This is a genomic window from Vibrio sp. V01_P9A10T6 (assembly GCF_963877065.1).
In the GTDB taxonomy this organism is placed as follows: Bacteria; Pseudomonadota; Gammaproteobacteria; order Enterobacterales; family Vibrionaceae; genus Vibrio; species Vibrio anguillarum.
On the sequence record NZ_CAWNTB010000159.1, the window covers coordinates 1 to 26,559 of the forward strand.

Here is a 26,559-nt window from a genome sequence, read left to right on the forward strand (position 1 = left end):
TACCTAATGTATTTAAAAAGAGAAATGGTAAAAATAGAGTTCAGGCATTATTATAGGCACAAGATAATATTGGTATTGAAGAGTTTAATTAAATTTTATTTATTTTTAAATAAGACAGCCCCTTTGATAGGGGCTGTCTTATTTTCTTAACTGAATTTCTTTTTATTCGGCTTCGATGCCTTATTCTTTGTAAAGGCGGCGGCATGCACGTCCATCGCTGTGGAAGAGATGGCAGCGATGCCCTGGAATACCAATTGTCAATGTATCACCTGTTTCAACGCCCAAAGTATCAGGCTGGCGGTAAATTACATCAGAATCAGAGCCTTTCAAGTTCATGTAGACTTGTGTTTCATTGCCGAGTTTCTCAACCATCATCACCTTGCCTTCAATTTTCGCATCACCATCTTCAGCGCTCAGCAAGTGCTCTGGACGCACACCTAATGACATACGCTCGCCGCGAGTGATCGTGGTGCCATCGACCAAAATCCAAAATGAGGTTCCATTAGAGAGTTGAACTTTCACACGTTCGGCTTCGACATCTTCGATGAATACGCTCATGAAGTTCATTTTAGGAGAACCGATGAAACCTGCGACGAAACGATTTTCTGGGTAATGATACAACTCAAGTGGTTTGCCTACTTGTGATACGAAACCAGCATCCAAAACCACGATTTTGTCAGCCATTGTCATTGCTTCGACTTGATCATGGGTAACGTAAATCATAGTGCAGCCCAATTTGCGTTGCAGTTTGGTTATCTCTGAACGCATCTGTACGCGCAGCGCTGCATCTAGGTTAGACAGCGGCTCATCAAGCAAAAAGACATTCGGTTGTGAGACTAAAGTACGCCCAATCGCGACACGCTGACGTTGGCCACCTGAAAGAGACTTAGGTTGACGTTCAAGCAAATGGCTGAGCTGGAGAATATCGGCGGCGTGCTCAACACGTTGCTCGATCTCCTTTTTATCGGCTTTGGCCAACTTTAGGCCAAAAGACATGTTGTCGAAAAGATTAAGGTGCGGGTAGAGCGCATAGGATTGAAATACCATGCCGACGCCACGTTTAGAAGGTTCAACATCATTCATTCGCTTATCGCCAATAAACAAGTCACCCGAGGTGATATCTTCTAGGCCTGCTATGCAACGCAGTAGGGTGGATTTCCCACAACCTGACGGACCGACAAAGACGACAAATTCGCCTTCTTGAATTTCTAAGTCGACATTTTTAGAAATTAATACATCACCGTATGCTTTACATACATTTTTTAACGTGACACTCGCCATAGAGCTCGTCCTCGATCAATATTTTTTATAAATCACTGCCCATCATTATATGAGTTTTCTTGCAGGCAATGACAGCAGGAATTGGGTAAGGTGGTTAATAATGTAAGAAAAAGGGTGATGTCTTCAAATTAAGGGAGTTTGAAGAAAGCATCACCCATCCATGCCAATGATTTAGTTCACTTCCCCTGCACATTGAGCGTCTCCCCCGTTATAAAATCAATTACCACGAACGCTCATTTATGACAGCAAACCAATCTAGCGATGTAAGCCAGTAAACGATGAGTTACTGGAAAAGGCTCTTACTATCCACTCTGGGATGACTGTATTTTGTGTGATGTGTGTGTTTGATACATCCTCCTAATTGAGTTTTTTATAGGGGGGAGTAGCGATGGATGCGATGGAGGAGGGGTTTAAGGGCTGAGTTAGATCCAGTTCAAATAATTAATGGCTGTTAAGTGGAAGCATGTCACAAAAAGGTATTTTTTTGTGATTGAGCTCTCTAACCTTGAGCGATGATGATCACGAAAATAGTCCATAATATCGAGGGCGTAGGGCGTAGGAGGATGAGTCAAGTTAGGTTTTCTCTGATTATATATGACGAAATACGGCGAAACCTGTTGGTGAGCCCTACAACACAAAAATAAAAAGGATATGAACATGAAAAACGCCCTAAGCACAGTCGCGCTAAGTACTCTAGTTGCTCTTGGTTCGTTTGGTGCACATGCTGCTATTGAAGAAGGACAACTCACCATTTGGATTAATGGTGATAAAGGCTATAACGGTTTGGCTGAAGTGGGTAAGAAATTTGAGGCGGACACGGGTATCAAAGTGACCGTGGCTCACCCTGACGCACTTCAAGATAAATTCCCACAAACCGCAGCAACGGGTGATGGACCTGATATTGTGTTCTGGGCTCATGACCGTTTTGGTGGTTATGCAGAAGCTGGCTTGCTGGCTGAAATTAAACCTTCAAAAGCGATTCAAGAGGGTATCGTGGATTTTGCCTGGGATGCGGTGAAATACAACGGTAAAATCATCGGCTACCCAGTCGCGGTAGAATCCTTGTCTCTCATCTATAACAAAGATCTTGTGCCAAACCCACCGAAAAGCTGGGAAGAAGTGGAAGCGTTGAACGCCAAACTTAAGAAAGAGGGCAAAACGGGCATCATGTGGAACTTGAAAGAACCGTATTTCACATGGCCTCTTATGGCGGCTGATGGCGGTTACGCATTCAAATACACGATTGATGGCTATGATGTGAAAGATGCGGGTATCGCGAATAAAGGCGTAAAAGACGCGATGAACTTCGTGAAAGGCTTAGTGGACAAAGGCGTGATCTCTCCGGATATGGACTACTCTGTTTCTGAAGCTGCGTTTAACCAAGGTAAAACGGCAATGACGATCAACGGTCCGTGGGCTTGGGGCAACATTGAAAAATCAGGCATTAACTACGGTGTGACGACATTACCGAAATTTAACGGGCAATCTTCCAAGCCGTTCGTGGGCGTATTGACGGCTGGTATCAGCACCGCTTCTCCAAATAAAGATCTCGCGATTGAGTTTATCGAAAACTACTTACTCACCAATGATGGTCTGCGCATGGTCAATAATGATAAACCTCTTGGCGCGGTGGCTCTTAACTCTTTCCAACGTGAGCTTGATGCAGATACACGCATCGCCGCGACAATGGATAACGCAATGAATGGCGAAATTATGCCGAACATCCCTCAGATGAATGCATTTTGGGGCAGCGCGAAAAGTGCAATTATCAATATTGTAGATGGCCGCCAAACTGTCGATGCCGCACTGGCTGATGCAGAAAAACAAATGACTAAATAATTCGGTTTTGGTCCAGCCCTTAAGGAGAGGGTAACCTCTCCTTCATTTTACGTTTATATCGCTAGCAGGTTCTTCTATGCAGTCAGTTCAAGGTACAGATGCTTTGTCAGCACCCGAAACGGCACTTCCTTCCAGTAAAAATGTGCTCATTAAATGGGCATTATTAGGTACGGTTGGTATCGTTAACGGTTACGCCACTATTCTTATGTATTCTCGCGGTGAGCTCGCCTTTGCGCTGCTTACTCTCATTCTTACCGCTCTGGCCCTTTATATTTTCGGCAGTAAACATACTTACGCACACCGCTATATTTATCCGGGTATCGCGGGAATGATCTTATTCATCCTCTTTCCTTTGGCCTACACCGTTGGTCTGGCTTTTACTAACTACAGTGCTAAAAACCAACTCTCTTTAGAACGTGCACAAACCGTGCTGTTGGATCGAACTTATCAGGGCGGGGAAAGCTATCCTTTCACTCTATACAAAACGGAAAGTGGTTATCGAATTGCAATCGAGGATGGAGAGCAGACGCTCGCTACCGACGTATTTTCCTTAACGGGTTTATCGGTGACCGATATGGACCTTCAACCTATTGAGGGTATTGAGGGCACCAAAGAGCCGATTAAAACCATTATTAATCACCGTGCTACGTTGAGCTCAATTGATCTGCATTTCCCTAGTGGTGAAGATGTACGTATGAGTGGCTTGCGCAAGTTTGCCGCCGTATCGCCGCTTTACACCATGCAAGATGATGGCGAAACGCTGGTCAATAATCAAACAGGCGAAATACTACGGCCGAATATGGATGTTGGCTTTTATCAACCAGTGGACGAAAGTGGTCAATTTATCGGTGCGACAGTATCGCCTGGTTTTGTGGTGAAAATTGGCACACATAACTTTGAGCGTGTATGGAAAGATGACGGTATTAAAGAGCCTTTCATCAATATCTTTATCTGGACGGTCGTTTTCTCAACCTTAACCGTGATTTTCACTCTTATGATAGGGCTAGTGTTGGCTAGTGTTGTGCAATGGGAAGAGCTTAAAGGCCGCGCCGTTTACCGAGTGCTATTAATCCTGCCTTATGCTGTTCCTGCTTTTATTTCTATTTTGATCTTCAAAGGCTTGTTCAACCAAAGCTTTGGTGAGATCAATATGGTGCTCAACAGTATTTTTGGCATTAGTCCTAGCTGGTTCTCAGACCCCTTTCTCGCTAAAAGTATGGTGCTGATCGTCAATACTTGGCTTGGTTTTCCTTACATGATGATTTTGTGTATGGGTCTTTTGAAAGCGATTCCAGAGGATTTATATGAAGCATCGGCGATTGATGGTGCAGGTTTTTTACACAACTTCACCCGTATCACATTGCCGCTCATGATCAAACCAATGACTCCGTTACTTATTGCGAGCTTTGCGTTTAACTTTAACAACTTTGTGATGATTCAACTTCTGACACAAGGTGGCCCGAATATGATTGGTACTTCAGAGCCAGCCGGTTACACCGATTTACTCGTAAGCTATACCTATCGTATTGCGTTTGAAGGAGCTGGTGGTCAAGACTTCGGTTTGGCTAGTGCCATCGCAACCTTGATCTTCTTACTGGTTGGTGGTTTAGCGCTACTCAACTTACGTTTCACTAAGCTGTCACAGAATTAAGGAGTAATCGTTATGGCGATGGTACAAGGTCAATCTCTCAAATATCGCTTATGGGCGACTCATGTTGCTCTGTGGGCATTTTTATCGCTGATCATTTTTCCACTATTGATGGTCATTGCGATTTCATTTCGTGAAGGGAACTTTGCCACGGGCAGTTTGATCCCAGATAACCCATCTTTAGAACACTGGAAATTGGCATTAGGTTTTGCTGTCACTAATGCTGATGGCTCTGTTACACCGCCGCCATTTCCGGTTCTGACTTGGTTATGGAATTCAGTGAAAGTAGCAGGCATTACTTCAGTGCTCATTGTGGCTCTATCGACAACGTCTGCTTATGCCTTTGCGCGCATGCGTTTTAAAGGTAAAGACACCATCCTAAAAGCGATGATGATTTTTCAAATGTTCCCAGCGGTACTGGCACTGGTTGCGATGTATGCACTGTTTGACAAATTAGGTCAATACATCCCATTTCTTGGCTTAAATACGCATGGTGGTTTAATTTTCTCCTACCTAGGTGGTATCGCACTGCACGTATGGACGATCAAAGGCTATTTTGAAACGATAGATAACTCATTAGAAGAAGCGGCTGCTTTAGATGGAGCTACACCATGGCAAGCCTTTAGACTGGTGCTGCTACCACTCTCTGTGCCGATTCTTGCGGTTGTGTTTATTCTCTCGTTTATTGGGGTGGTTGGTGAAGTACCAGTGGCATCTTTGCTACTTTCTGATGTAAACTCATATACATTAGCGGTGGGTATGCAGCAGTATCTTTATCCTCAGAACTATTTGTGGGGAGATTTTGCAGCAGCAGCAGTGTTGTCTGCTTTACCTATCACTGTCGTATTTTTGCTTGCACAGCGCTGGTTAGTCGGAGGACTTACGGCCGGTGGTGTGAAAGGATAATAACGATAGGGCGACCGTGAGGTCGCCCATATTGTATTAGCTTAACGTATTTGGTTTGGCCGCCGATCAGTTAAGTAATATGCAAATCTGGCGTTACGCATAGCTGGCTGTTAGCTTTATTCCTTACTATCCAACAAACTAACAGTTTTTGTAACCAAGACCCGAGCATTGCTTGGGTTTTTTTATATCTGTATTAAAGGGTGCTATTGGTAACGCACATGCAGTATATGATGAATTGAATGTCTCAAAAGTGAAATGGTGTTTGGATGCGACTCACATCTGAAATCTTCGTGTAACGTCGTAAAGGAAAGCTAAAAAATTAGAGCTCACGGCTAGAAGGGGCGCAGCCTAAGTATTGCAAAAGGACATACAAACTCTCTTGTTGCAGCGCAACGCGGCGAAACAAATCGGCGAAGGTATCATCTCCGCCAAAGCAGGCACGGATATAGTGGTTAATTTCTTGGGGTTGGTAACCTTCAACGTAAAGCGTTCGGACCCAGTGATACTCAATTGATTTTGGGTCGACTAACGTTGATTCGCTCAAGGTAATCTCTCTGAGAGTCAAAGTTTTTTCCTATCATCGATGCAAAATGTCAGAGGACTCGATTTAAGCAAATAAAGATGAAGAAAAAATGACAACTGAGCGCATCATGGGTGGTTATTTTAAGTACTTAACGTGAGCTTCCATCTCTTCCCCTATCTCTTTACGCATGTTCATTAAGCGTATCGCTGATTGGCGTAGGGCAATATCTTCTGCTGTTTGCGGCACCCATTCAGGTATAGGGGTGGGCTTACCTTGCCCATCGACAGCCACCATGATGACAATACAATGGGTAGTCAGCTGGTTTTTCAACTCTTTTGGATCGCTCGCTTGCACATCAATGGCAATATGCATTGAGCTCGTTCCCGTATAAATGACTTTTGCGCTGACTTCAACGAGGTTCCCTACGTGGATAGGAGCGACAAAGCGGATCCCTCCAGCATAAGCGGTGATGCAATATTTACCGCTCCAGCCTGCAGAGCACGCATAGGCCGCTAGATCTATCCATTTCATGACAGCACCACCGTGGACTTTACCACCAAAATTCACATCACCGGGCTCTGCTAAAAAACGCAAAGTTATTGCACGTTGGCCACTACTCATTGGGGAATCCTTGTTTTTTATTAACGGAATCATAAATAACAAAGCGTTAACCAAACTGCAATATTATTTTGAATGCAGCAGATATAAAAAATCCTCTTAGTTGCCTAAGAGGATTTTTAAAGCCGAGCGGTACGAGTTATTTACTTTATGTTGTACCTTATTGAGCCAACTGAGCGTTAGTTATTCAGTTGCGTTAATAATAGTTTAAACAGTATTTCGACGTAACTGTTCGATCGAACAGGTTCTATCTCTGATGAGATTGTTTAGCGTGATTTCTCCAATAACCTAAGGAGAAGTCACATGACTATTTCAATTTATTCACATACCTTTCAAAGTGTCCCTCAAGCTGATTATGTGTCATTGCTGAAGTTACGCTATAAAGTTTTTTCGCAACGCTTGCAGTGGGAACTAAAAACAAATCGAGAAATGGAGACTGATGAGTACGACGTTCCAGAAGCACACTATTTGTATGCCAAAGAGGAACAGGGTCATTTAGTGGGGTGTTGGCGAATTTTGCCAACGACGTCGCGTTATATGCTTAAAGATACTTTTTCAGAATTACTCGGTGTGCAGCAAGCACCCAAAGCAAAGGAGATTTATGAGCTGAGTCGTTTTGCGGTCGATAAAGATCATTCGGCGCAATTGGGCGGCGTGAGTAATGTTACGCTGCAGATGTTTCAGTCGCTGTATCATCACGCCCAGCAATATCACATCAATGCCTATGTAACGGTCACATCGGCCAGTGTGGAAAAATTGATTAAGCGGATGGGGATCCCATGCGAAAGACTCGGTGATAAAAAAGTGCATCTTTTGGGAAGTACACGTTCTGTCGCTTTGCATATTCCAATGAATGAAGCATATCGTGCAAGTGTCAATGCATAAGCCTTATAAATAGGGATTGATATAGCCACCTAAAATAGCTTTAGTGATCGCTTGGTAGCGATTCGTCGCGCCAAGCTTTTTACAAGCATTACTGAAATGGAACTTCACGGTACGTTCTGACGTATTAATAATCGTGGCAATTTCCCATGCGCTTTTGCCTTCGGCCGCCCAAGCTAAGCATTGTACTTCACGTGCGGTGAGCACCGCTCTCGGTTTTGCGTCTTTATGGTAACGGGTGATGTTGCCAATATTATGAGCCAGTAACGGTACAATGAGCTGTGAGGTATGGATACTTTGTTGATTCAAATCGTAAGACTTGGTATCTGAGGTTGCAAAACTTATCATGCCAAATTCCCCCCTAAGCCCATGGATTGGAATGCTAAATCCCGCTTTGAGTCCATTGCAACGTGCCTCTTCGAAAATGACTCGTCCATCATCATTGACCCGCTTAGCGTCATCCCAGCGAATGGGCAAAAAATTGGTAATACTGTATTTGACAATCGGATCGATATGCATGAAGCCTGATTCATCATATTGCTGTCGCCAGCTATTGGGGTAATTGTCCGTGACAAGCGTTTCACTGGTTTTTAACGTGGGTTGAAAAGAGAGGCCAAAGAGGAAAAATTCATGATCAATTAAGTTATTGAGCCCATTGAGTACATTTTCCAAATCATCGTGGCTAGTGATTTGTTGGTTCTCTTGGATCAGTCTCAGAATTTTGTACATAAGCCGAAAGTTCTAAATTGCGTCGTACTATATTGGCATTTATATCAAAAAAAACCGTAACAGTACGAGCAAATAATGAAATAGTTTATCTATTTGGCGGGAAAATCTAGTTCAAATGTCGGTTTTGGCCTCAATCTATCTATACCACCTGAATGGTTACTTCATTTTCACGAGCGAATGCATCAATTTCTTCTGGTGGTTGAGCATTGGTAATGATCAAATCTACATCGGCAATTGTGCCTAATTTCACCATGGCATTACGTCCGAATTTACTGTGGTCGACACCGAGATAAACACAGCGACTATTTTCGATGATCGCCCGTTTGACTCTCACTTCGTGATAATCGAAATCTAAAAGTGAGCCATCATAGTCAATGCCGCTAATCCCTAAAATACCGAAATCGAGACGAAATTGTGAAATGAAATCCAAAGTGGCTTCACCCGTCACGCCACCGTCTTTATTACGCACTTCACCGCCCGCTAAGATGACATTGAAATCCGGTTTGGCCATTAAAATCGTCGCCACGTTAATGTTGTTGGTGACAATGCGCAGATTTTCGTGATTGAGCATTAATGCCCGAGCGATAGCTTCAGGTGTCGTGCCTATGTCGATAAAGAGCGTTGCGCCATCGGGAATGTGTTTGACTAGCTCGGCAGCCACTTTCTCTTTTTCTTGCTGATAAGTTACTTGGCGAGTGTGGTAAGAGGAGTTTTCAGAACTAGACGCGATGGTAGCGCCGCCGTGATTGCGTCGTAACTTATTGGCATCTGCAAGTTCGTTGAGATCTCGGCGGATGGTTTGTGGGCTGACATTGAATCGCTCGACTAAATCATCGGTACTCACAAATCCGTGTGTTTGAACTAATTCGATAATTTCTTGATGGCGTTTAACTGCTTTCACCTTAAATATCCTTATTCATTGAAGCTTAAATAGGTCAATACCTTGAATGCTTACTGTGCGTAAGGCACTACGACTTTGTGAGTGTACGGTTTAATCGACCAAATTCAATCATTAGTGAATGGGATACGCGAGAATTTGCTCGTTTTAAGTGATAATTCACATTAAACGAACATTATAGGCTCTTTATGGAACATAGTTATGTTTCTTGGAATGTGGCACATTGATTCCGTCCAGCGAGCTTGGCTTTATAAAGTGCTTTGTCTGAGCGGCGATAAATTTCGAAAAAATCGGCATCGTTGCTCACAATTTCAGAGATACCGCAACTGATACTAAAGTGTGCGCCGTTGTCAAAAAATGCGTATGCATAAAATTCTTTACGTAAACGATCTGCCATTTGAAAGGCCTCATGCGCATTGGCCTTATGCAGAACAATCAGAAACTCTTCACCACCAATTCTGCCGCAGGCGTCGCCATGGCGTGTGTGCTTTCTCGCCATCTCTGCTAACTGCCAAATCACATCATCTCCTCGCTGGTGGCCATAGGTGTCGTTTACTAACTTGAAGTTGTCGATATCAATGGCAATACAACTTATCGGATAATGATCACGCTGAGCCAACGTAAATTCATTGCACGCTTCCCGCCACAGCTTGCGGCGATTGTAGAGCTGCGTTAAGTCATCGGTATTGGCCAGAGTGTGAAGCTGTTCTCGCAGTTCGACAATATCGGTAATCTCAGTAGACACACCGATAAGGCCAATCACTTCACCGGTTTGTGTACTTAGAATCGGTTTCTTTATTGCGCGGTAGACGCGTACTTTGGCATCAAATTTTGCTTGCGCACGTTCTTCACTGGTGAAGGGCTGCTTGGTATCAAATACCATTTTATCGCTGTGTAAAATATCGGCGAGTAGGTCATCTTGAAAAAAATCGTGATCAGTTTTGCCTTTGAGTTCTTCCAAAGTTGTGCCGAACAGTTTTAGTGTTAGCTGATTTGCATACAGATACTCACCTTGACGGTTTTTTACGAACACGTATGAACCGAGCTCGTTTAAAACAAGCTCATGCAAGGCAAACAAATTATTGCTATACACATCTTCGATGTTATCAAGAATCATTATCTGGCCACCAAATTTGCTAGGTTGCCTAACTGATCTGACGTAAAGGATCCCTCAATACATTTCATTTTTGTTTATTTTTATTCTTCTTCCATAAACATAGCTCGAATCGATGCTATATGCTCAATTTTATGGTTGTATTACGCCCTCGATAGCTGTTGTACGGCTTTTTGTCAGTTTTATTTGGGATAAAATAACCCCGGAAATTACCATCGTTCCACCTAAAAGATGGTAGTTTTGCACTGTTTCACCTAACAGGGTTGTGGCAAGCGAAACCGCCACTACAGGTAACAAATTCATAAACATCGCACTAGAGTCTGCACCAATTAAGTCGATCGCTTTTACCCACATCCATGGAGCCAATAAGGATGCAGCGACAGAAGCGTAAGCGATTAGGGGCAGCGAGCCTTCCGTGGGTAGGAGATGTTCACTGGTCAACCATAATGGTGTCAGCATTAAGACAGCAAACAACCCTTGCATATAAATAAGCGTCCAATTGCTTAGCGGCATTTTCCACCGTTTAAGTAACACACAATAAAGTGCGTAAACGGTTGCAGCCACCACCATTAACGCATCACCATGTGTAATATCTTGATGCAAGAAGAAGCTCATATCGCCTTGACCTAGCATAAAAGCAAGCCCTGCGAGAGAGAGGACTCCTCCGATAACACTCAAAGCTGAAATGCGCTTATGGAGCAGAGGGACGCTGATGAACACACTGAGCAGCGGTACCAGCGAAGTGATCAACGACATATTTGATGCAGTAGTCGTTAGCCCTGCGTAATAGCCAAGAGACTGATTCAGTACCATGCCTAACATGGCTAAAAAAGCCAGTTTAGTTAAATGGGGTTTGATGGTTACCCATTGGCGGATCACGGTAGGTAAGCAAAAGGGGGTTAGCAACAGCATCGCGACAAACCAGCGATAAAAACTCATCGCACTTGGCTCAATGGTTTCTGCGGCGAGCTTGTTGATGATAGAGTTACCACCCCAAATTAGAACCGTGAATAGTGGAAGAAGATATACCATGTGAGCCTCGTCGCAAATTGTGCTTTGAAGTATAGTGTGGCAGGTCTCTATAATTATATATATCTCCAAAACGACATTGCGAGCGATAGGAAGACAAGTTTGAAAAAAGCGCCCAGAAATCTTCACCCTTCACTATCGATTGACAGTGCGCCATCGGATGTCTTTATGAATTTCGATGCGTTTTTGTCAAACACAGAAACGCGAACTCATAGCCATCCATGGGGACAAGTGCAGCTAATTTCCGGCGGGATTTTGGAAATGGAAGCGCAAGAAACGCGATTTCTCGCACCGCCTCATCTCGCGATTTGGGTTCCTGCGGGGGTGAAACACTGCAGCTATAATCGTAAGCCAATTGAATATTGTTCGCTCAATATTGATCGGGCTCTCACCCATGGTTTTCCAAAGCACACCAGTTTGATAAAAGTGACGCCCATTGTTTCTGCCATCATTGAGGATTTTCGATCGCGTGAAATCAGTGTGGCTCAAAACGCGCAAGATAAACGTTTAGTTCAAGTATTGCTCGACCAATTGGCAACGCAAGAAACGCAGCATCATTTTTTGCCTTCCACTAATCACAAATATTTAGCCCCGATTTTAGCGGCGGTAGAAGAAAACCCGACCGATGATACGACATTGGCTTTGTGGGCTGAAAAAGTACATACCACAGAGCGAACATTAGCGCGGCATTGCCAAACGGAACTAGGGATGAGTTTTACCGAATGGCGATTAAGAGTACGCTATCTCTATTCCATGGATTTACTGCGCACAGGACATTCAGTGAAAGAGGTAGCATTAACTCTTGGCTACAACCAAGCCAGTCCTTTTATTACTATGTTTAAAAAATACTCCGGCCAAACGCCGGAACAGTATAAAAATCGCTTGTTATAATATTGCTTAAGCGTATGTAGGCACTTCATCCTGATCAAACTATAAAGAAGTGCCTTAGACTTAATTTGGTAATTTTTTACAACGTCTATTATTCATGAATCCATGACATAGGGGGTTGGGTGTTTTATCGTTTTAGCGGCACACGTAGTCCAAAGCGCCAACAATGGCGGCGACTTGTGCGTCATTACACTCTTGCGCTGTGACTTTTGGGCTATCTGGGTACACTTCGGTGGTGGTGCCGAAGTAGCAATTTGTGATGCCACCGCATAACCCTAACGCTTTCATGGGGTAGTTGATCACCCCTTCTTGAGTGATGGGAGAGCCGATGATCTCGCCTTTACTATCGGCTGGTGCAATGTGCGTGACTTTGCGTACCGATTCAATAATGGCTGCTTGGAATTCTGGCTGCGGATTTTCCGTATCGCCGACAGTATAAAACCCATCGGGAATCGTATCGGCTTCATATCTAATCCCATCGCGCGCTGCTAGTGCAGGGCGAAACTCGCTTTCATCACTGTCTGTAGTTTCATGCAAATCAATATGCACCAGCACGTCACCTAAGCTTGCGACCCAGCGTATTAAGCTTGCCGACTCTTCGGCTGGGCTATTGGCGTAAAATGAGCGATTAGGGTCAAGCGCTGATGGGTTCCAACGATTGATCGTTTCATAGCCCCAAGGGCTTATGCACGGGGCAACGGCAATGTTGAAATGAGATTGATACTGCTGTGCTTGAGTGGCTAAAAACTGCAATGCGCCGTGTACTCCGCTGGTTTCGTAACCGTGTACGCCACCTGTGATCAACACCGTTGGTTTGTCAGGGTTCCATGAGCGACTTTTTAAGGCAAATAATGGGTAGCGATCTTTGTCTATTGATAGTGCACCGTATTGCTCTATCTCAAAGTCCGTTGCCAAAGCGTTAATTTTCGGCACGACTTCTTGCTGATATTCTCGTTTAATCGTCGTTTGTGCGAGCCACGCTTCGCGTTCTGCTGCTTGCCAAGGTGTGCCTGGCGTACCGATAGGATAAGTATAAACAGAGTACATGAGGGTTCCTTTCTGACTAGTTGCCCACAGAGTAAGAGGTGTTAGTGTCAAGAGCAATCAAAAATACCAAGCTGGATTTACCACAGCTCGTTAACAGGGTTCATTACCTCAACCTGTTTTTGGGGCAATGCAGGTTTGTTAGAGCAAGGAAATAGTCCAACTCTGGCCTGATAACTGAGGTAAATCATTGGCTAAACCGAACGGTCACATCTAAACTGCAACCAGACCAATGCAATTGAGTGAGAACACGATTGGAGAATAGTTTCCCCCTTTCTGAACTAATGATTTCGCTAACGACCGCCTTAGACATGACGGAAGGCCAACCACCGGAGCACTGCATTCGTTGTTGCTGGGTTGGTATGCATATTGGCATGCAATTAGAGCTCGATCAGGCTGAGCTGCATGATCTGTTTTTTACCTTGCTATTGAAAGATGCGGGCTGCAGTAGCAACGCCGCGCGAATTTGCGAGTTGTATGCCACTGATGATCTCGCTTTCAAACGGCGTTATAAAACCGTCGGAACCAGTCTATCGAGTGTGATTAACTTTATCGTCAAAAATACCGGTTCAGAGCAGAGCTGGGCAGAACGTATTTTAACTACCATCGACATTTTGAAAAATGGTAATGATTATGCACAAGAGCTTATTCAAACTCGTTGTACTCGTGGGGCTGATGTGGCGCGAGAGTTGCGATTTAGCGAAGTCGTCGCGCAGGGGATCCACTCACTGGATGAACATTGGAATGGTCAAGGGCGTCCTCAACAGCTAAAAGGTGAAGCCATCCCCCTTTTCTCGCGGATTGCGTTATTAGCTCAAGTATTTGATGTTTTTCAAATGGAACATGATTTGGACGAAGCAATACGTGAGGTTACAGAGCGTAGTGGTGTATGGTTTGACCCACAACTGGTTGAGATTATTGAGCAGTTGGTGGATAACCCGCACTTTGTGGCTAGCCTCAAAGCCTCTGATATCAGCCAACGAGTGATGCATTTACCACCGGCACAAGCGCATCAGCCTTTGGATGAAGCGTATTTAGACTGTATCGTCACGGCATTTGGCAAGATTGTTGATGCAAAAAGCCCCTATACCGCAGGGCACAGTGAACGAGTGGCTGTGTATACTGATTTAATCGCACGACAATTAGCCATTTCGGAAACTGATCGATCTTGGTTGAGACGCGCGGCATTACTGCACGACATTGGTAAGTTAGGGGTCAGTAATGCCATTTTAGATAAACCCGGTAAGTTAGACGATATGGAGTGGAAAGCCGTTCAGGCGCATGCCGCGTTTACTGAACAAATCTTGCGGAAATTATCGCCCTTTAAGACGTTGGCACGTATGGCAGGGGCGCATCATGAGAAACTCGATGGTACTGGCTATCCGCGTGGTGTAAACGGTGATGAGATCAGCGTGATGACTCGAATCATCACGACGGCCGATATTTTTGATGCTCTCAGCGCGGAACGCCCTTATCGCTCCGCGATGCCAATTGATAAAGCACTTTTGATCATGCAAGAGAATCTACATACTGCCATTGATCCTGACTGCTTAGCCGCGTTACAGAGTGCTCTGGCTCAATTGCCAGCCGAATATACTCAGTCACTGAGCTAGTGTTCTTTACTGCTTTGCTACTTGAAGCGTCAGCACTGTTGGTGGGATTCTCATCGCTGTGTTTCCCTTCATCAGCGCTTGGTGTTACATTTTGTCACGCTTTGAATAATGAAAATGAATAAGAGAGAATTTGCATGGCAGGCGCGAGCTTACTTACCCTTCTTGATGATATTGCAACCGTGCTCGATGATGTGGCGTTGATGTCAAAAATGGCCGCGAAAAAAACGGCAGGCGTATTGGGGGATGACTTGGCGCTCAATGCTCAGCAGGTGTCTGGTGTTGCCGCTGAACGAGAGATCCCAGTGGTATGGGCAGTGGCTAAAGGCTCATTTCGCAACAAATTAATTTTGGTTCCCGCCGCCTTGCTGATGAGCTCATTAGCCCCTTGGCTGATAATGCCGCTCTTGTTAGTCGGTGGACTTTTTCTCTGCTTTGAAGGGGCAGAAAAAATCTTAGAAAAAGTGTTTCATACCAGCCATCACAGCACCGCTGACGCGGATGAGCGCATGCTCACTGACGTATCGATTGATGACTATGAAAAACGTAAAGTCGCTGGGGCGATTCGGACCGATTTTATTTTATCGGCCGAGATCATCGTGATTGCGTTGGGGACAGTGCAAGGCCATAGCATGGTGACACAAATTTTGGTGGTGAGTTTGATTGCAGTGGTCATGACCATCGGCGTTTATGGTTTGGTAGCAGGCATTGTGAAATTGGACGATTTAGGTTTCTACCTAGAGCGCACTTCAGATGGCGCCGGGCTGCGTGCTCGCTTTGGTAAAGGGTTGATCAGTTTCGCGCCTAAGCTCATGAAAGCATTAACTGTAGTGGGTACCGCCGCGATGTTTTTAGTGGGCGGTGGCATTGTGGTGCACAACGTCCCTTTTATTCACCACGTGCTTGAACCTGTGATTGCAGCCGTTGCTGAACTCTCTTTATTAGCAGTAGTGATGCCAACCTTGCTTAATGGTTTCGTTGGCTTACTCGCCGGGCTAGCTGTGGTTGCAGTGTGGGGGATGGTGAGTAAATTGAAACCGTCCCATTAATTTCTTTTATGGTGATGATAATCATATTGAATGGTGATTTGCCCGCAGACGAATAGACTAGCGCTTTTCGTTTTTGGCAGTTCCCATTATGCAGTGTGCGTTTTTTGATCAACAGCTGTGCCGTTCTTGTACTCATTGCGCGGTTTCTTATTCAGAGCAGGTGAAGCGCAAAGATTTGGCACTAAAAGCGCTGTTTTCAACGCAGATGCCACAGCAGTGGCTAGAACCTGTCATAAGTGAAGAGACGGGTTTTCGTAACAAAGCGAAAATGGTGGCTCTTGGCGCAGCTCATGCACCGATTTTGGGTGTTGAATCCATGGTTGATGGGCTATCAACGCCCGTGTCGTTAGTACAATGTGCTCTCTACCCACAAGAGACACAAGCGCTATTAACTTATCTACAAGATTGGATCCGTAGCTCGGGCATTCCTCCCTATAATAAAGCGAAGAAGAAAGGCGAACTCAAATACATATTGCTCACACGCAGCGAATATTCAGGTGAGTTTATGCTGCGTTTTGTACTGAGAAGCCGCGAAGCTTTAGGCCGAGTTGAGCAAAACCTCGCGCGGCTTCAGGCGCAGTTTCCAACCATTCGCGTCGTCTCAGTTAACCTTCAACCCATCCACATGGCGCGCCTAGAAGGTGAAGAAGAGATTTTTTTAACCGAGCGTGAGTATTTGATTGAGCAGTTTAATCAGGTGCCTATGGTTATCCGCCCGAAAAGTTTTTTCCAAACCAACCCGCATGTAGCGAAGCAGTTGTACGCGGCGGCGAGTGATTGGGTGAGAGAGATAAACCCAAGTCACATGTGGGATCTGTTTTGTGGCGTGGGCGGTTTTGCCCTACATTGTGCCAGTCCAACTACGGCAGTCACAGGAATTGAAATTGAACCAGAAGCGATTGCCAGTGCTAAACGCTCTGCCAAGACGATGGGCATTACCAATTTAGACTTTGCTGCGCTGGATTCTGCCCAATTCTCACAAGCTCAATCAACCGCGCCTGAGCTAGTGCTAGTCAACCCACCGCGTCGTGGTTTAGGGATTGAATTAGTTGAGCGATTGGTGGCTTTATCACCCAAACACATCATTTACTCAAGCTGTAACCCGCAAACGCTAATCACTGATATGCAAGGTATGGTGGGCTACTTACCCAAAAAACTGCAATGGTTTGATATGTTTCCACATACCGATCATAGCGAAGTGATGGTGCTGTTAGAGCGTCAGCCTAAGCCGAGATAAGCGCTGTGTGGTGCAAAAATGATAAAGAGAGGGAAGCCGCGGCTTCCCTTTTTGATGCATTAATGGGCTATTTTACTGCCCACGCGACCGTTTCACCGGCGCGGATCGGCACCACAATATCTGAGCCAAATGGCATACTTTCAGCAACTGGCCACTCTTCTTTGACCAAAGTAACGGTGTCGTTATTACGGGGTAGGCCGTAAAAATCAGGGCCATTGTGACTGGCAAACGCTTCAAGGTTGCCAATTTTACCAACTTGCTCAAACACCTCTGCGTATAACTCTAAGGCTGCGTGCGCTGTGTACGATCCAGCACAGCCGCAAGCGGCTTCTTTTTTGCCTTTGGCATGAGGCGCAGAATCAGTACCCAAGAAAAATTTCTTATTGCCCGATGTCGCTGCCTGAATCAGCGCAAGCTGGTGGGTGTTGCGCTTAAGGATTGGCAAACAGTAAAAATGAGGGCGAATACCACCAGCGAGCATGTGATTGCGGTTATAAAGTAGATGGTGCGCCGTGATCGTTGCCGCTACATTCTGGTTCGCATTTTTTACAAACTCGGCAGCATCGGCGGTGGTGATGTGTTCTAACACTATTTTCAGATTTGGGAAATCATTAACAATAGGAGCAAGCACTGTATCGAGGAAGGCTTTTTCTCGGTCAAAAATATCCACATCGTGAGCGGTTACTTCGCCATGAATCAGCAGCAGCATGCCAACGTCTTGCATCGCTTCCAATACAGGGTAAATATTTTGAGCGCAGGTTACGCCAGAATCTGAATTGGTGGTCGCCCCAGCCGGATAAAGTTTGGCTGCCACGACAGCGCCAGAAGCTTTGGCTTTGCGGATCTCATCAGGTGTCGTGTTATCGGTGAGATAAAGCGCCATGAGTGGCTTGAAAGAATCACGTGGTTTTTGCGCCATGATGCGCTGTTGGTACGCTAATGCTAATTCTGTGGTGGTGATCGGCGGGACCGTATTGGGCATGATCAGTGCGCGGCCGTTGTAGCGACTGATGTCTCGTACTGTATCGGCCAACACATCACCATCACGTAAGTGAACATGCCAGTCGTCTGGACGAGTAATCGTTAATGTTTTCATTGGTTGCTCCCACCGGAAAATAAATTGATTGGAGCTTAAACGGGCTTCGCTTTTAATGTGCGCGCAATCGCTTACGTTTAAGCGACAGGATGATAGAGGAAACAGGGGTGAATTTCATCCTTTTATTTTCCATAGGGTTAGCCAGCTTTGGCGATTTCCATTATCATCGCGTTATAAAAATACCTTCAAAAAAGCATAAGGATAGGCCATGTCGTCAGCTCAACTTTCACAAATTAACGTTTACCCAGTCAAATCGATAGGTGGCCTCTTGCAGTCCACCGCTTGGGTTGAAAAACAGGGGCTGGCTTTTGATCGGCGCTTTATGATCGCGTTAGCTGATGGTTCAATGGTCACTGCACGTAAGTATCCAAATATGGTTAAGGTGAATTCAATACTGGTTGCGGATGGTTTGATCTTCACGGCAGCGAACCAATCTCCGTTAAAACTGCGTTATGCAGATTTCAAAATGCAACCTTCTCCAGCGCAAGTGTGGGACGATAACTTTACCGCTTACACCACAACCGATGAAGCGGATGATTGGTTTAGCCAAGTGTTAGGCCAGCGTGTTGAGTTGCTGTTTACCGGAGATCAATCAAACCGAATGCGTGAAAAAGTGGGTCACAATGTCAGTTTTGCTGATGGCTATCCAGTGCTGGTCATCAGCCAAGCTTCACTTGATGAACTTAATCGCCGCAGCCCTGAAGTGCACAGCATGGATCAATTTCGTACCAATCTAGTGGTACGAACCGATGAGCCTTTCGCTGAAGACAGCTGGAAGCGGATCCGAATTGGTGAGGTAGAATTTGAAGCGGTAAAACCTTGCGAACGCTGTATTCTCACTACTGTTGATGTGAATAAAGGGGCTTTTCGTCCAACTAAAGAGCCGCTAAGAACCTTGTCACAATTTCGCGCTAACGAAAGAGGTGGGGTGTTTTTTGGGCAAAATTTAGTCGCAAAAAATGAGGGGATGATTCGAGTTGGCGACAGCGTTGAAGTGCTTGAGTACAAAGAGAAAGAGTTTTATCGAGATTTGGGCATGAGTCACCATGTGATGACCTGCGTTGAGCGTGAAGCGATTGCACGTGATTTTGTCACGTTCTGGCTAGAGCCGAAAAAGGGCGAAATGCCAAATTATCAACCTGGGCAGCACCTACCAATCGAAGTTGTGATCGATGGCGAGAACGTGGCGCGCCGCTACACTTTGTCATCTAGCCCATCGCGTCCGGGTCGGTTAGCGGTTTCGGTCAAGCGCATTGATGGCGGTAGAGTTTCTAACTGGCTTCTTGATCACTTGCAGGTAGGAAGTTCATTGACCACGCAATCACCGGATGGCTCGTTTCATCTGTCGACTCAGCACCAACAACCGTTGTTACTGTTGTCGGCTGGAAGTGGCGTGACGCCTATGTTATCGATGTTGCGCTATCTTGCCGATAATCAACAAATTCAAGATGTGGTCTTTTATCATCAATGTCGCAGCGTTGAGGATATTCCTTGCCGTGTTGAACTTGAAGCGCTTAAGCAGCGGCATCCGGGGTTGAAAGTCTTCATTTCGCTTACTCAAGCTCCCATCGATTGGTTGGGGCTGAAAGGTCGGCTCTCTTTATCCCATCTTAAGCAAATCCAACATGTGACTGCTCGCCAAGTGTTTGTGTGTGGGCCTGATGGTTTTATGCAGAAAGCAAAAAGCTTATTGTTGAAAAAAGGGCTTGCGGAAGAATCTTACCACCAAGAAGCATTTGGTGTGGCGCACACCGTCGCAGCTGAGCTGAAAACGTTACAACTGAGCGTCAATGGCCATGTATTTGAGGGTAATAACCAAACGACCTTATTAGATCAAGCCGAAGCCGCTGGCCTTGCGATTGCCAACAGTTGCCGAGCAGGGTTCTGTGGTGCGTGCAAGGTGACTGTGCAGTCGGGCAAAGTGCATCAACCTGACGTGCCAGCACTGCCTGAACATGAGCGTCATCTTGGTTTCGCTTTAGCGTGTTGTTGTATTCCTGAAACCGATATTGAGGTTGTAAACTAGTTTTCGCCTCACGCTGTTGCACTACAGTGACTTTGTCCAATAAAAATGCCTCTTGGGTCAGTGTTGACCGCAAGAGGCGTGACGTTGCTAGTGATTTTTATTCGAAACCGTTTCAGTCTCTTCAAAGTGACTCTCTTAAAGCTAGTTGGCAAAGTGCAGAAATACCAATTATTCGTTTTTATATAGTTAAATTAGTTTAAATTTGTGATGAAAATTCCATATTTTTTTGTTTATTTTCCATCCAATCTTGCCTGTGTTTGATGTTTTTTTAGAATAACTGTCGAATAAATGAGCGCTTGAACGTTTGCGTAAAAATATGTGATGAAACTCTCATTTTGTTCGCTATACTTTCCGCCCGGTTATGAGCCGGTGCTCAACCCATACAAGCCGTCACACGGAAATGTGAATGACCCCAAGGACTGGACCAGCTAAGTTCCTCTGCTTGTATAAGGTGATCTTAGATGAACAATATGTTCGCATACCCCTCTTTTTGTCACGCTTTTGTTGTACAAAAGGACAATGATTCCTCCTTTGCCAAGTTTTTTGGTTCTACCCTTATTTCCAAATTTCAAACTAGGTAAATACAATGAATATTCTTTTTGGCCTCGTCGGCATTTTAGCGCTGATCGCTTGCGCCTACCTGCTCTCTGAAAATCGATCTTTCATCAATTGGAAAACCGTATCACGTGCTTTATTGCTGCAAGTTGGTTTTGCCGCGCTGGTGCTCTACTTCCCATGGGGACAAAGCGCACTAGCCAGCATCAGCGGCGGTGTGTCGAGTTTGCTGGGTTTCGCCGATGCAGGAATCCGCTTTCTATTCGGTGATTTAGCCGATTCCGGATTTATTTTTGCTGTTCGTGTTCTGCCTATCATCATTTTCTTCAGCGCTCTTATCTCTGCCCTTTATTACCTTGGTATCATGCAAAAAGTCATCGAGTTTATCGGTGGTGGTATTCAAAAATTTTTAGGTACGAGCAAAGCAGAATCTCTGGTTGCTACGGGTAACATTTTCCTTTCACAAGGCGAATCACCACTGCTTGTGCGTCCCTTTTTGTCGCGCATGACACGTTCAGAACTGTTTGCCGTCATGGCCGGAGGCATGGCCTCTGTCGCAGGTAGCGTGTTGGGTGGCTATGCCGGTCTAGGTGTTGAGCTTAAATACCTTATTGCAGCCAGTTTTATGGCGGCACCCGGCAGTTTAATGATGGCAAAAATCATCGTACCAGAGCGCGATGTTCCACTTGATCAAACCAATATTGAGATGGATAAAGCGCAAGAGAGTAATGTGATTGACGCACTGGCGAGCGGGGCGATGAATGGCATGAAAGTGGCGGTGGCCGTCGGTACAATGCTGGTTGCATTTGTGAGCGTGATTGCGATGGTTAACACTGGGCTTGAAAGTTTCGGTGAGTTATTGGGTTTGAACGGCATTACCTTACAACTGCTGTTCGGTTATCTATTTTCACCACTGGCTTGGTTGATTGGTGTACCAAGCCATGAAGTCTTGATGGCGGGCTCTTACATTGGGCAAAAAGTGGTGATGAACGAATTTGTGGCTTTCATTGATTTTGTTGACCACAAAGCGCTGTTGTCGGAACACACCCAAGTTATCATTACTTTTGCTCTGTGCGGCTTTGCCAATATTGGTTCTATCGCGATCCAATTAGGCTCTATCGGGGTTATCGCTCCTGAACGCCGTGCAGAAGTCGCGAATTTAGGTATTAAAGCGGTGATTGCAGGTACGCTAGCTAACTTAATGAGTGCATGTCTAGCGGGCATTTTCATTCTGCTTTAAACGCCCTGTTTGCTTCTCTCAATGCTCACTGCGGTGGGCATTTTTGATCCCTTTTTTGAATGATTGACACCTCAGTAATTGCTGAAAAGCTGATTTATAGCAAATTCCGTTTCTGATGAGCGCGTAGTATAGCTTGCAATTAACTGCGTATCCCAGCATAGGCGATACGCTGACATGCTAACTTATTGAGTGCTTGCTATGGAAAATCTTGTTGAACGCTTTTTGCGTTATGTCTCTTTTGATACTCAATCTCACCCCGCCAGCCGCCGTTGCCCGAGTTCAGTAGGGCAAATGACGTTTGCCCATACACTGCATGAAGAATTAATCGCATTAGGCTTAACCGATGCTACGGTTGATGAACACGGCTATGTTATGGCGAAGTTGCAATCGAATGTTGATTACCCTGTTCCTGCGATTGGTTTTATTGCACATATGGATACCGCGCCAGACGCGTCAGGCAAACACGTTAAGCCGCAAATTGTGGAGAATTATCAAGGCGGAGACATTGCTTTAGGTAAAGGGGATGAGGTGCTGTCACCTATTCAATACCCGGATTTGCATCAACTGCATGGGTACAATCTGATCACGACTGACGGCACCACACTGCTTGGTGCCGATAATAAGGCAGGCATCGCTGAAATTATGACGGCCATTGAGAGGTTAATTGCCGACCCAAGCATCGCACATGGTGATATTTGTATCGGTTTCACTCCCGATGAAGAGATCGGCCGGGGCGCGGACTTATTTGATGTGGAGAAGTTTGGCGCACAGTGGGCTTATACCATTGATGGTGGCCCGGTGGGTGAGTTGGAGTATGAGAATTTCAATGCGGCGAGCGCCGATGTTATTTGCTATGGCGTGAATGTTCACCCTGGGACCGCGAAAGATAAAATGGTGAATGCCATCAACATCGCCGCACAATTTCAGCTTATGATGCCAGCCGATCAAACCCCAGAGACCACGCAGGGCTATCAAGGCTTTTACCATTTAAAATCCGCAGAGATGAGTGTGGCTCGCTCAACCTTGGGTTACATTATTAGAGACTTTGAACGAGAAGGCTTGGAAGCTCGTAAAGCGTTTATGCAGCAGCAAGTGGACCAGTTAAATGCCCGTCTTGAGAAAGGACGAGTTGAGTTGGTTGTGACGGACAGCTATTTCAATATGAAAGAGATGGTCGAGCCTCATCCACAAGTCATTGAACTGGCTAAACAAGCCATGATTGCTTGTGATGTTGAACCGCTGATCAAACCTATTCGAGGTGGTACGGATGGTGCGAGGCTCTCATTCATGGGCCTGCCATGCCCTAATATTTTCACTGGCGGTTATAATTTTCATGGTATTCATGAGTTCATTACCATTGAAGGGATGGAACAAGCGGTAAACGTGATTGTAAAACTGGCTGAAAAGACAGCGTTGGCGAATCAACACTGATAACAAATTTTTCCTTTCGCCAATCTCAAAGGGAGTTTCTCTTCCAAAGCTATGACAGGGCGCATAATAATTGCGCCTTATGCCGACGTTAACTATTCACTCAGTTACAATACCTTTCTAAAATTTCTAACACGATCTCAATCTGCTGCTCTCTAGTGGCTTAGATGTGTTGCTGCTCATTATGCATAAAAATAAAAGAAGGGGATTGATATGGAGAAAGTGGTCGCGGTGTGGGACTTTCTTATCACTCATAAATTGGTGTTTAGTATTTTAATCATGACGTTGATTATTTTGACGCGGCGAGTTGTGCTTTCTCAAATTCGTGGCGATGTCGCACTGATTACCGAAAAGCAGCGTAAATGGATGTCACGCACCAAGAATGGCACCTTTGCGTTTACTTTGGTCATCCTCTTCGTATTGTGGCAATCGGAGATTAACGAATTTGCACTGTCAGTGACTGCGATAGCGGTCGCCATTGTAGTCGCATCAAAAGAGATCATCTTGTGTTTTACGGGTTCAATTCAGCGAGCGAGCTCTCGCTCATTTCGTATCGGGGATTGGATTGAAGTCGGAAAACTGAGCGGTGAAGTGATCGAACACAACTTGATGGCAACCGTGATCCAAGAAATCGACTTGAATCATGGTCAATACCACTACACTGGAAAAACCGCGACCTTGCCAAACAGTATGTTCTTCTCGTTTCCGGTAAAAAACCTTAATTTTATGAAGCGTTATGTGTTTCATAACTTTTCGATAGTAGTGCCTGAATTTGTAAATTTGTATCCTTTATTACCGATTATGCATGAAAAGATTGAGAGCCACTTTGCCCACTTTATTGATGTTGCAAGGCGCTATAACAGCATGATTGAAAAACATGCGGGTGTAGATTTGCCCAGTGCTGAGCCGCACATTCAGATCAGCAGCGCAGCCGCAGGAGAACAGATCGTGCATTTCATGATTTTTTGCCCAACAGAGCGGGCCAACCATTTAGAGCAACTGATCCGCCAAGACTTTATGCAAGCATATGAAAACGCATTTCCACGTGCTTTAGTTGCAACAGAAGTGCTGCCGAGTGAAGTGGGTAGCTAACTGCCGAATAATGAGCGCTCACACAGTATGGTGAGCGTCTTACCTGCAATTACTGTTTGGGTGAGAAAAGATATATTAGTGATGAAAGTGAGATTAACGCTCAATTGCGTGTGTTTTTTTCACCGAAATCCCTAAGCGTTTTGAAAGCCGAGTGAGATTCGCGCGATCCACTTGCAATAATCTTCCCGCTTTTGCCCAATTAAAATCGGATTGGGTCAATGCTTCACTGATTAATTTACGCTGATATTCATCCGTTGCTTCTCGCAGCCCATGTTGCCACACCTTCGCTGTGACCTCTTTGTCGCTCAACGTACTTTGCGTGTTAACCAGGGGTAGGCTGAAATCTAACTCACCTATGTCGTAGCTGTTGACGGTGATCAACGCTTGTAAGCCTTGTCTGGCTCGTGCTTTCAGCGCTGCGCGGTTGATCACGTGTTCTAATTCGCGAACATTACCGGGCCATGAGTAGTTGAGTAACCCAGCCAGTGCGTTAGGATCGATTTTGAGCTGTGTGATACCGAGCTTGCGACGCGCTTGCTCTAAAAAATAACCTGCCAACAAGGTAACGTCACCATTTCGCTCTCTTAGCGGAGGGATATGAACAGGGTATACGCTGAGTCGATGGTAAAGATCGGCTCGGAATCTTCCCGCTTCCACCTCTTGCTTTAAATCTCGATTTGTCGCTGCCAATATCCGTACATCAATAGTTTGGACATGATCTTGTCCTACGGGCTGAATTTCATTGTTCTGCAATGCACGTAAAATCTTGCTTTGGGCAGCCAGTGGCAGTTCACCGATTTCATCGAGAAATAAGGTTCCACCGTCGGCTAATGCAAACTTGCCTAAGCGATGCCGTTCTGCTCCAGTAAAGGCTCCTTTGACATGCCCAAATAGTTCACTTTCGACCAAGTTTTCTGGAATTGCGGCGCAGTTGACATAAATAAGAGGTTGGCGTTTACGCGCTGATAGTTGGTGCAGTGTTCGTGCGACCAGCTCTTTACCGACACCCGTTTCACCATGGATTAAAATGTTGAAATTAGAAGGGGCGACCACTTCCAAATCGGCTTTCATGGCCAGCATCGACGCACTTGAACCGATGATCTCTCCACCTTCTCTGTCCCATGCTTCTTCATTCAGCTCTTCTAAGCGTTGCTGTGATTGTTTGGCTTGTGCTTCAAGTTGAGAAAAGGTCAGTGCCATTTTCAAGGTAGAGGCCGCGATTGCCGACAACGCTTCTAGGCTGCGTTTGGGAATATGCTCAAACATGTTGGGATTAAGGCTATCAAGCGTCAATATACCGAGCAGTTTATCACCAAATAAAAGGGGTAGGCCCATACAAGAGTGCATGGGAAGGTCGCCATCATGATCCATTAATAAACCATCGAAAGGATCGGGTAGTGGTGAATTCGCATCGAAAATAACCGGCCCATCAGCGTGGCAAATCTCACGAAAGCGGGGATGTTCATCAATTAAAAAGCGTCGGCCTAAGGTATCGCGAGTCAAGCCTTGCATCGCAAGGGGGATTAACAAATCACCTTGGCGTGAAAGCAGCATCACACAGTCGCATTGAATGGTTTTACGAATCGCATCAAGCAGGCGATTGAACCTATCTTGATCGTTCAAACCACTTGCGAGTCCTATGGTCATTTCAATCAAGGTAGAGATGGAAAAATCTTGCATGGTAAGCACTCAGGTGATGTTTTTGGATATTGTAGTGTCATAATGACATTTTTTGAAGTGTTATTTTGACCTGATTATTTAATGATTTATTATTTTTTATTTAAAAATCAATGGATTAATGTTGGTATGCTTTGTGCTATACAAGCT

At 45.2% G+C, this 26,559-nt stretch carries 22 protein-coding genes; 12 read left to right on the forward strand and 10 right to left on the reverse strand.

Annotated features, from left to right (window positions below; translation table 11 throughout):
• Positions 1–180: 180 nt before the first annotated feature.
• Complete coding sequence (malK, locus tag AACQ21_RS10975) at positions 181–1,281, reverse strand: maltose/maltodextrin ABC transporter ATP-binding protein MalK (protein WP_105977080.1); 1,101 nt, start codon at positions 1,279–1,281, stop codon at positions 181–183.
• A gap of 657 nt (positions 1,282–1,938) precedes the next feature.
• Here malK and malE point away from each other — a divergent pair.
• The 3 genes from malE (at position 1,939) to malG (ending at position 5,674) form a co-directional block, all read left to right on the forward strand.
• On the forward strand, positions 1,939–3,120 hold the full coding sequence (gene malE, locus AACQ21_RS10980; protein ID WP_105977081.1) for a maltose/maltodextrin ABC transporter substrate-binding protein MalE: 1,182 nt from the start codon (positions 1,939–1,941) through the stop codon (positions 3,118–3,120).
• Positions 3,121–3,196: 76 nt separating this feature from the next.
• Positions 3,197–4,771: a maltose ABC transporter permease MalF gene (malF, locus tag AACQ21_RS10985; RefSeq protein WP_017050308.1), complete on the forward strand. Its 1,575-nt coding sequence runs from the start codon at positions 3,197–3,199 to the stop codon at positions 4,769–4,771.
• Positions 4,772–4,783: 12 nt separating this feature from the next.
• Positions 4,784–5,674, forward strand: coding sequence for a maltose ABC transporter permease MalG (malG, locus tag AACQ21_RS10990; protein ID WP_010317575.1), 891 nt, complete (start codon positions 4,784–4,786; stop codon positions 5,672–5,674).
• A gap of 319 nt (positions 5,675–5,993) precedes the next feature.
• On the opposite strand, the gene AACQ21_RS10995 is transcribed toward malG, so the two are convergent.
• A complete protein-coding gene (locus AACQ21_RS10995; protein ID WP_105977082.1) occupies positions 5,994–6,239 on the reverse strand; it encodes a hypothetical protein in 246 nt (81 codons plus the stop codon).
• A gap of 93 nt (positions 6,240–6,332) precedes the next feature.
• Positions 6,333–6,818, reverse strand: a complete 486-nt coding sequence (locus AACQ21_RS11000) for an acyl-CoA thioesterase (protein WP_026027856.1) — start codon at positions 6,816–6,818, stop codon at positions 6,333–6,335.
• Between the two features lie 300 nt (positions 6,819–7,118).
• On the opposite strand from AACQ21_RS11000, the gene AACQ21_RS11005 reads away from it, so the two are divergent.
• On the forward strand, positions 7,119–7,700 hold the full coding sequence (locus tag AACQ21_RS11005; RefSeq protein ID WP_017046000.1) for an acyl-homoserine-lactone synthase: 582 nt from the start codon (positions 7,119–7,121) through the stop codon (positions 7,698–7,700).
• A 3-nt stretch (positions 7,701–7,703) separates the two neighbouring features.
• On the opposite strand, the gene AACQ21_RS11010 is transcribed toward AACQ21_RS11005, so the two are convergent.
• The 4 genes from AACQ21_RS11010 to AACQ21_RS11025 form a co-directional block, all read right to left on the reverse strand.
• Positions 7,704–8,426 carry a helix-turn-helix transcriptional regulator gene (locus AACQ21_RS11010; protein WP_017044271.1) on the reverse strand — a complete coding sequence of 241 codons (723 nt, stop codon included), beginning with the start codon at positions 8,424–8,426 and terminating at the stop codon, positions 7,704–7,706.
• Between the two features lie 139 nt (positions 8,427–8,565).
• Positions 8,566–9,327, reverse strand: coding sequence for a DeoR/GlpR family transcriptional regulator (locus AACQ21_RS11015; RefSeq protein ID WP_013868063.1), 762 nt, complete (start codon positions 9,325–9,327; stop codon positions 8,566–8,568).
• 196 nt (positions 9,328–9,523) lie between these two features.
• A complete protein-coding gene (locus AACQ21_RS11020) occupies positions 9,524–10,441 on the reverse strand; it encodes a sensor domain-containing diguanylate cyclase (RefSeq protein WP_088729755.1) in 918 nt (305 codons plus the stop codon).
• Positions 10,442–10,570: 129 nt separating this feature from the next.
• Positions 10,571–11,470 (reverse strand): DMT family transporter, encoded by a 900-nt coding sequence (locus tag AACQ21_RS11025; protein WP_105977083.1) that lies wholly within the window; start codon positions 11,468–11,470, stop codon positions 10,571–10,573.
• A 99-nt stretch (positions 11,471–11,569) separates the two neighbouring features.
• Here AACQ21_RS11025 and AACQ21_RS11030 point away from each other — a divergent pair, with 99 nt between their 5' ends.
• Entirely contained in the window at positions 11,570–12,358 is a 789-nt protein-coding gene (locus AACQ21_RS11030) for an AraC family transcriptional regulator (RefSeq protein ID WP_026028665.1), read from the forward strand.
• Between the two features lie 132 nt (positions 12,359–12,490).
• Here the strand turns inward: AACQ21_RS11030 and AACQ21_RS11035 are convergent, their stop codons facing one another.
• On the reverse strand, positions 12,491–13,402 hold the full coding sequence (locus AACQ21_RS11035; protein WP_181185557.1) for a M14 family metallopeptidase: 912 nt from the start codon (positions 13,400–13,402) through the stop codon (positions 12,491–12,493).
• A gap of 281 nt (positions 13,403–13,683) precedes the next feature.
• Here AACQ21_RS11035 and AACQ21_RS11040 point away from each other — a divergent pair, with 281 nt between their 5' ends.
• The 3 genes from AACQ21_RS11040 (at position 13,684) to rlmC (ending at position 17,295) form a co-directional block, all read left to right on the forward strand.
• Positions 13,684–15,012, forward strand: a complete 1,329-nt coding sequence (locus AACQ21_RS11040) for an HD-GYP domain-containing protein (RefSeq protein WP_105977085.1) — start codon at positions 13,684–13,686, stop codon at positions 15,010–15,012.
• A gap of 134 nt (positions 15,013–15,146) precedes the next feature.
• On the forward strand, positions 15,147–16,058 hold the full coding sequence (locus AACQ21_RS11045; protein WP_094147555.1) for a DUF808 domain-containing protein: 912 nt from the start codon (positions 15,147–15,149) through the stop codon (positions 16,056–16,058).
• An 88-nt stretch (positions 16,059–16,146) separates the two neighbouring features.
• Positions 16,147–17,295, forward strand: a complete 1,149-nt coding sequence (rlmC, locus tag AACQ21_RS11050; protein WP_181185558.1) for a 23S rRNA (uracil(747)-C(5))-methyltransferase RlmC — start codon at positions 16,147–16,149, stop codon at positions 17,293–17,295.
• Between the two features lie 67 nt (positions 17,296–17,362).
• Here the strand turns inward: rlmC and pyrC are convergent, their stop codons facing one another.
• On the reverse strand, positions 17,363–18,391 hold the full coding sequence (gene pyrC, locus AACQ21_RS11055) for a dihydroorotase (RefSeq protein ID WP_094164247.1): 1,029 nt from the start codon (positions 18,389–18,391) through the stop codon (positions 17,363–17,365).
• A 208-nt stretch (positions 18,392–18,599) separates the two neighbouring features.
• On the opposite strand from pyrC, the gene AACQ21_RS11060 reads away from it, so the two are divergent.
• The 4 genes from AACQ21_RS11060 (at position 18,600) to AACQ21_RS11075 (ending at position 24,732) form a co-directional block, all read left to right on the forward strand.
• The gene (locus tag AACQ21_RS11060) at positions 18,600–20,417 is read left to right on the forward strand and encodes a hybrid-cluster NAD(P)-dependent oxidoreductase (protein ID WP_105977087.1); all 1,818 of its coding nucleotides are present in this window, start codon (positions 18,600–18,602) and stop codon (positions 20,415–20,417) included.
• A gap of 586 nt (positions 20,418–21,003) precedes the next feature.
• Entirely contained in the window at positions 21,004–22,212 is a 1,209-nt protein-coding gene (locus AACQ21_RS11065; RefSeq protein ID WP_013868046.1) for a NupC/NupG family nucleoside CNT transporter, read from the forward strand.
• A 198-nt stretch (positions 22,213–22,410) separates the two neighbouring features.
• Positions 22,411–23,643 (forward strand): peptidase T, encoded by a 1,233-nt coding sequence (gene pepT / locus AACQ21_RS11070; protein WP_088729747.1) that lies wholly within the window; start codon positions 22,411–22,413, stop codon positions 23,641–23,643.
• Between the two features lie 210 nt (positions 23,644–23,853).
• Positions 23,854–24,732, forward strand: coding sequence for a mechanosensitive ion channel family protein (locus AACQ21_RS11075; protein WP_017047149.1), 879 nt, complete (start codon positions 23,854–23,856; stop codon positions 24,730–24,732).
• 93 nt (positions 24,733–24,825) lie between these two features.
• Here AACQ21_RS11075 and norR read toward each other — a convergent pair whose 3' ends face one another.
• Positions 24,826–26,412 (reverse strand): nitric oxide reductase transcriptional regulator NorR, encoded by a 1,587-nt coding sequence (norR, locus tag AACQ21_RS11080; RefSeq protein WP_105977088.1) that lies wholly within the window; start codon positions 26,410–26,412, stop codon positions 24,826–24,828.
• Between the last annotated feature and the right edge of the window lie 147 nt (positions 26,413–26,559).

Bases quoted from the DNA above. Each gene is read 5' to 3' on its own strand.
- malG (WP_010317575.1), top strand. From the start codon at position 4,784: ATGGCGATGGTACAAGGTCAATCTCTCAAATATCGCTTATGGGCGACT.
- AACQ21_RS11000 (WP_026027856.1), bottom strand. From the start codon at position 6,818: ATGAGTAGTGGCCAACGTGCAATAACTTTGCGTTTTTTAGCAGAGCCC.
- AACQ21_RS11025 (WP_105977083.1), bottom strand. From the start codon at position 11,470: ATGGTATATCTTCTTCCACTATTCACGGTTCTAATTTGGGGTGGTAAC.
- AACQ21_RS11045 (WP_094147555.1), top strand. From the start codon at position 15,147: ATGGCAGGCGCGAGCTTACTTACCCTTCTTGATGATATTGCAACCGTG.
- malE (WP_105977081.1), top strand. From the start codon at position 1,939: ATGAAAAACGCCCTAAGCACAGTCGCGCTAAGTACTCTAGTTGCTCTT.
- malK (WP_105977080.1), bottom strand. From the start codon at position 1,281: ATGGCGAGTGTCACGTTAAAAAATGTATGTAAAGCATACGGTGATGTA.
- malF (WP_017050308.1), top strand. From the start codon at position 3,197: ATGCAGTCAGTTCAAGGTACAGATGCTTTGTCAGCACCCGAAACGGCA.
- pyrC (WP_094164247.1), bottom strand. From the start codon at position 18,391: ATGAAAACATTAACGATTACTCGTCCAGACGACTGGCATGTTCACTTA.
- norR (WP_105977088.1), bottom strand. From the start codon at position 26,412: ATGCAAGATTTTTCCATCTCTACCTTGATTGAAATGACCATAGGACTC.
- AACQ21_RS11010 (WP_017044271.1), bottom strand. From the start codon at position 8,426: ATGTACAAAATTCTGAGACTGATCCAAGAGAACCAACAAATCACTAGC.
- AACQ21_RS11075 (WP_017047149.1), top strand. From the start codon at position 23,854: ATGGAGAAAGTGGTCGCGGTGTGGGACTTTCTTATCACTCATAAATTG.
- AACQ21_RS11065 (WP_013868046.1), top strand. From the start codon at position 21,004: ATGAATATTCTTTTTGGCCTCGTCGGCATTTTAGCGCTGATCGCTTGC.
- AACQ21_RS11035 (WP_181185557.1), bottom strand. From the start codon at position 13,402: ATGTACTCTGTTTATACTTATCCTATCGGTACGCCAGGCACACCTTGG.
- AACQ21_RS11040 (WP_105977085.1), top strand. From the start codon at position 13,684: ATGATTTCGCTAACGACCGCCTTAGACATGACGGAAGGCCAACCACCG.
- pepT (WP_088729747.1), top strand. From the start codon at position 22,411: ATGGAAAATCTTGTTGAACGCTTTTTGCGTTATGTCTCTTTTGATACT.
- AACQ21_RS11060 (WP_105977087.1), top strand. From the start codon at position 18,600: ATGTCGTCAGCTCAACTTTCACAAATTAACGTTTACCCAGTCAAATCG.
- AACQ21_RS11020 (WP_088729755.1), bottom strand. From the start codon at position 10,441: ATGATTCTTGATAACATCGAAGATGTGTATAGCAATAATTTGTTTGCC.
- rlmC (WP_181185558.1), top strand. From the start codon at position 16,147: ATGCAGTGTGCGTTTTTTGATCAACAGCTGTGCCGTTCTTGTACTCAT.
- AACQ21_RS11005 (WP_017046000.1), top strand. From the start codon at position 7,119: ATGACTATTTCAATTTATTCACATACCTTTCAAAGTGTCCCTCAAGCT.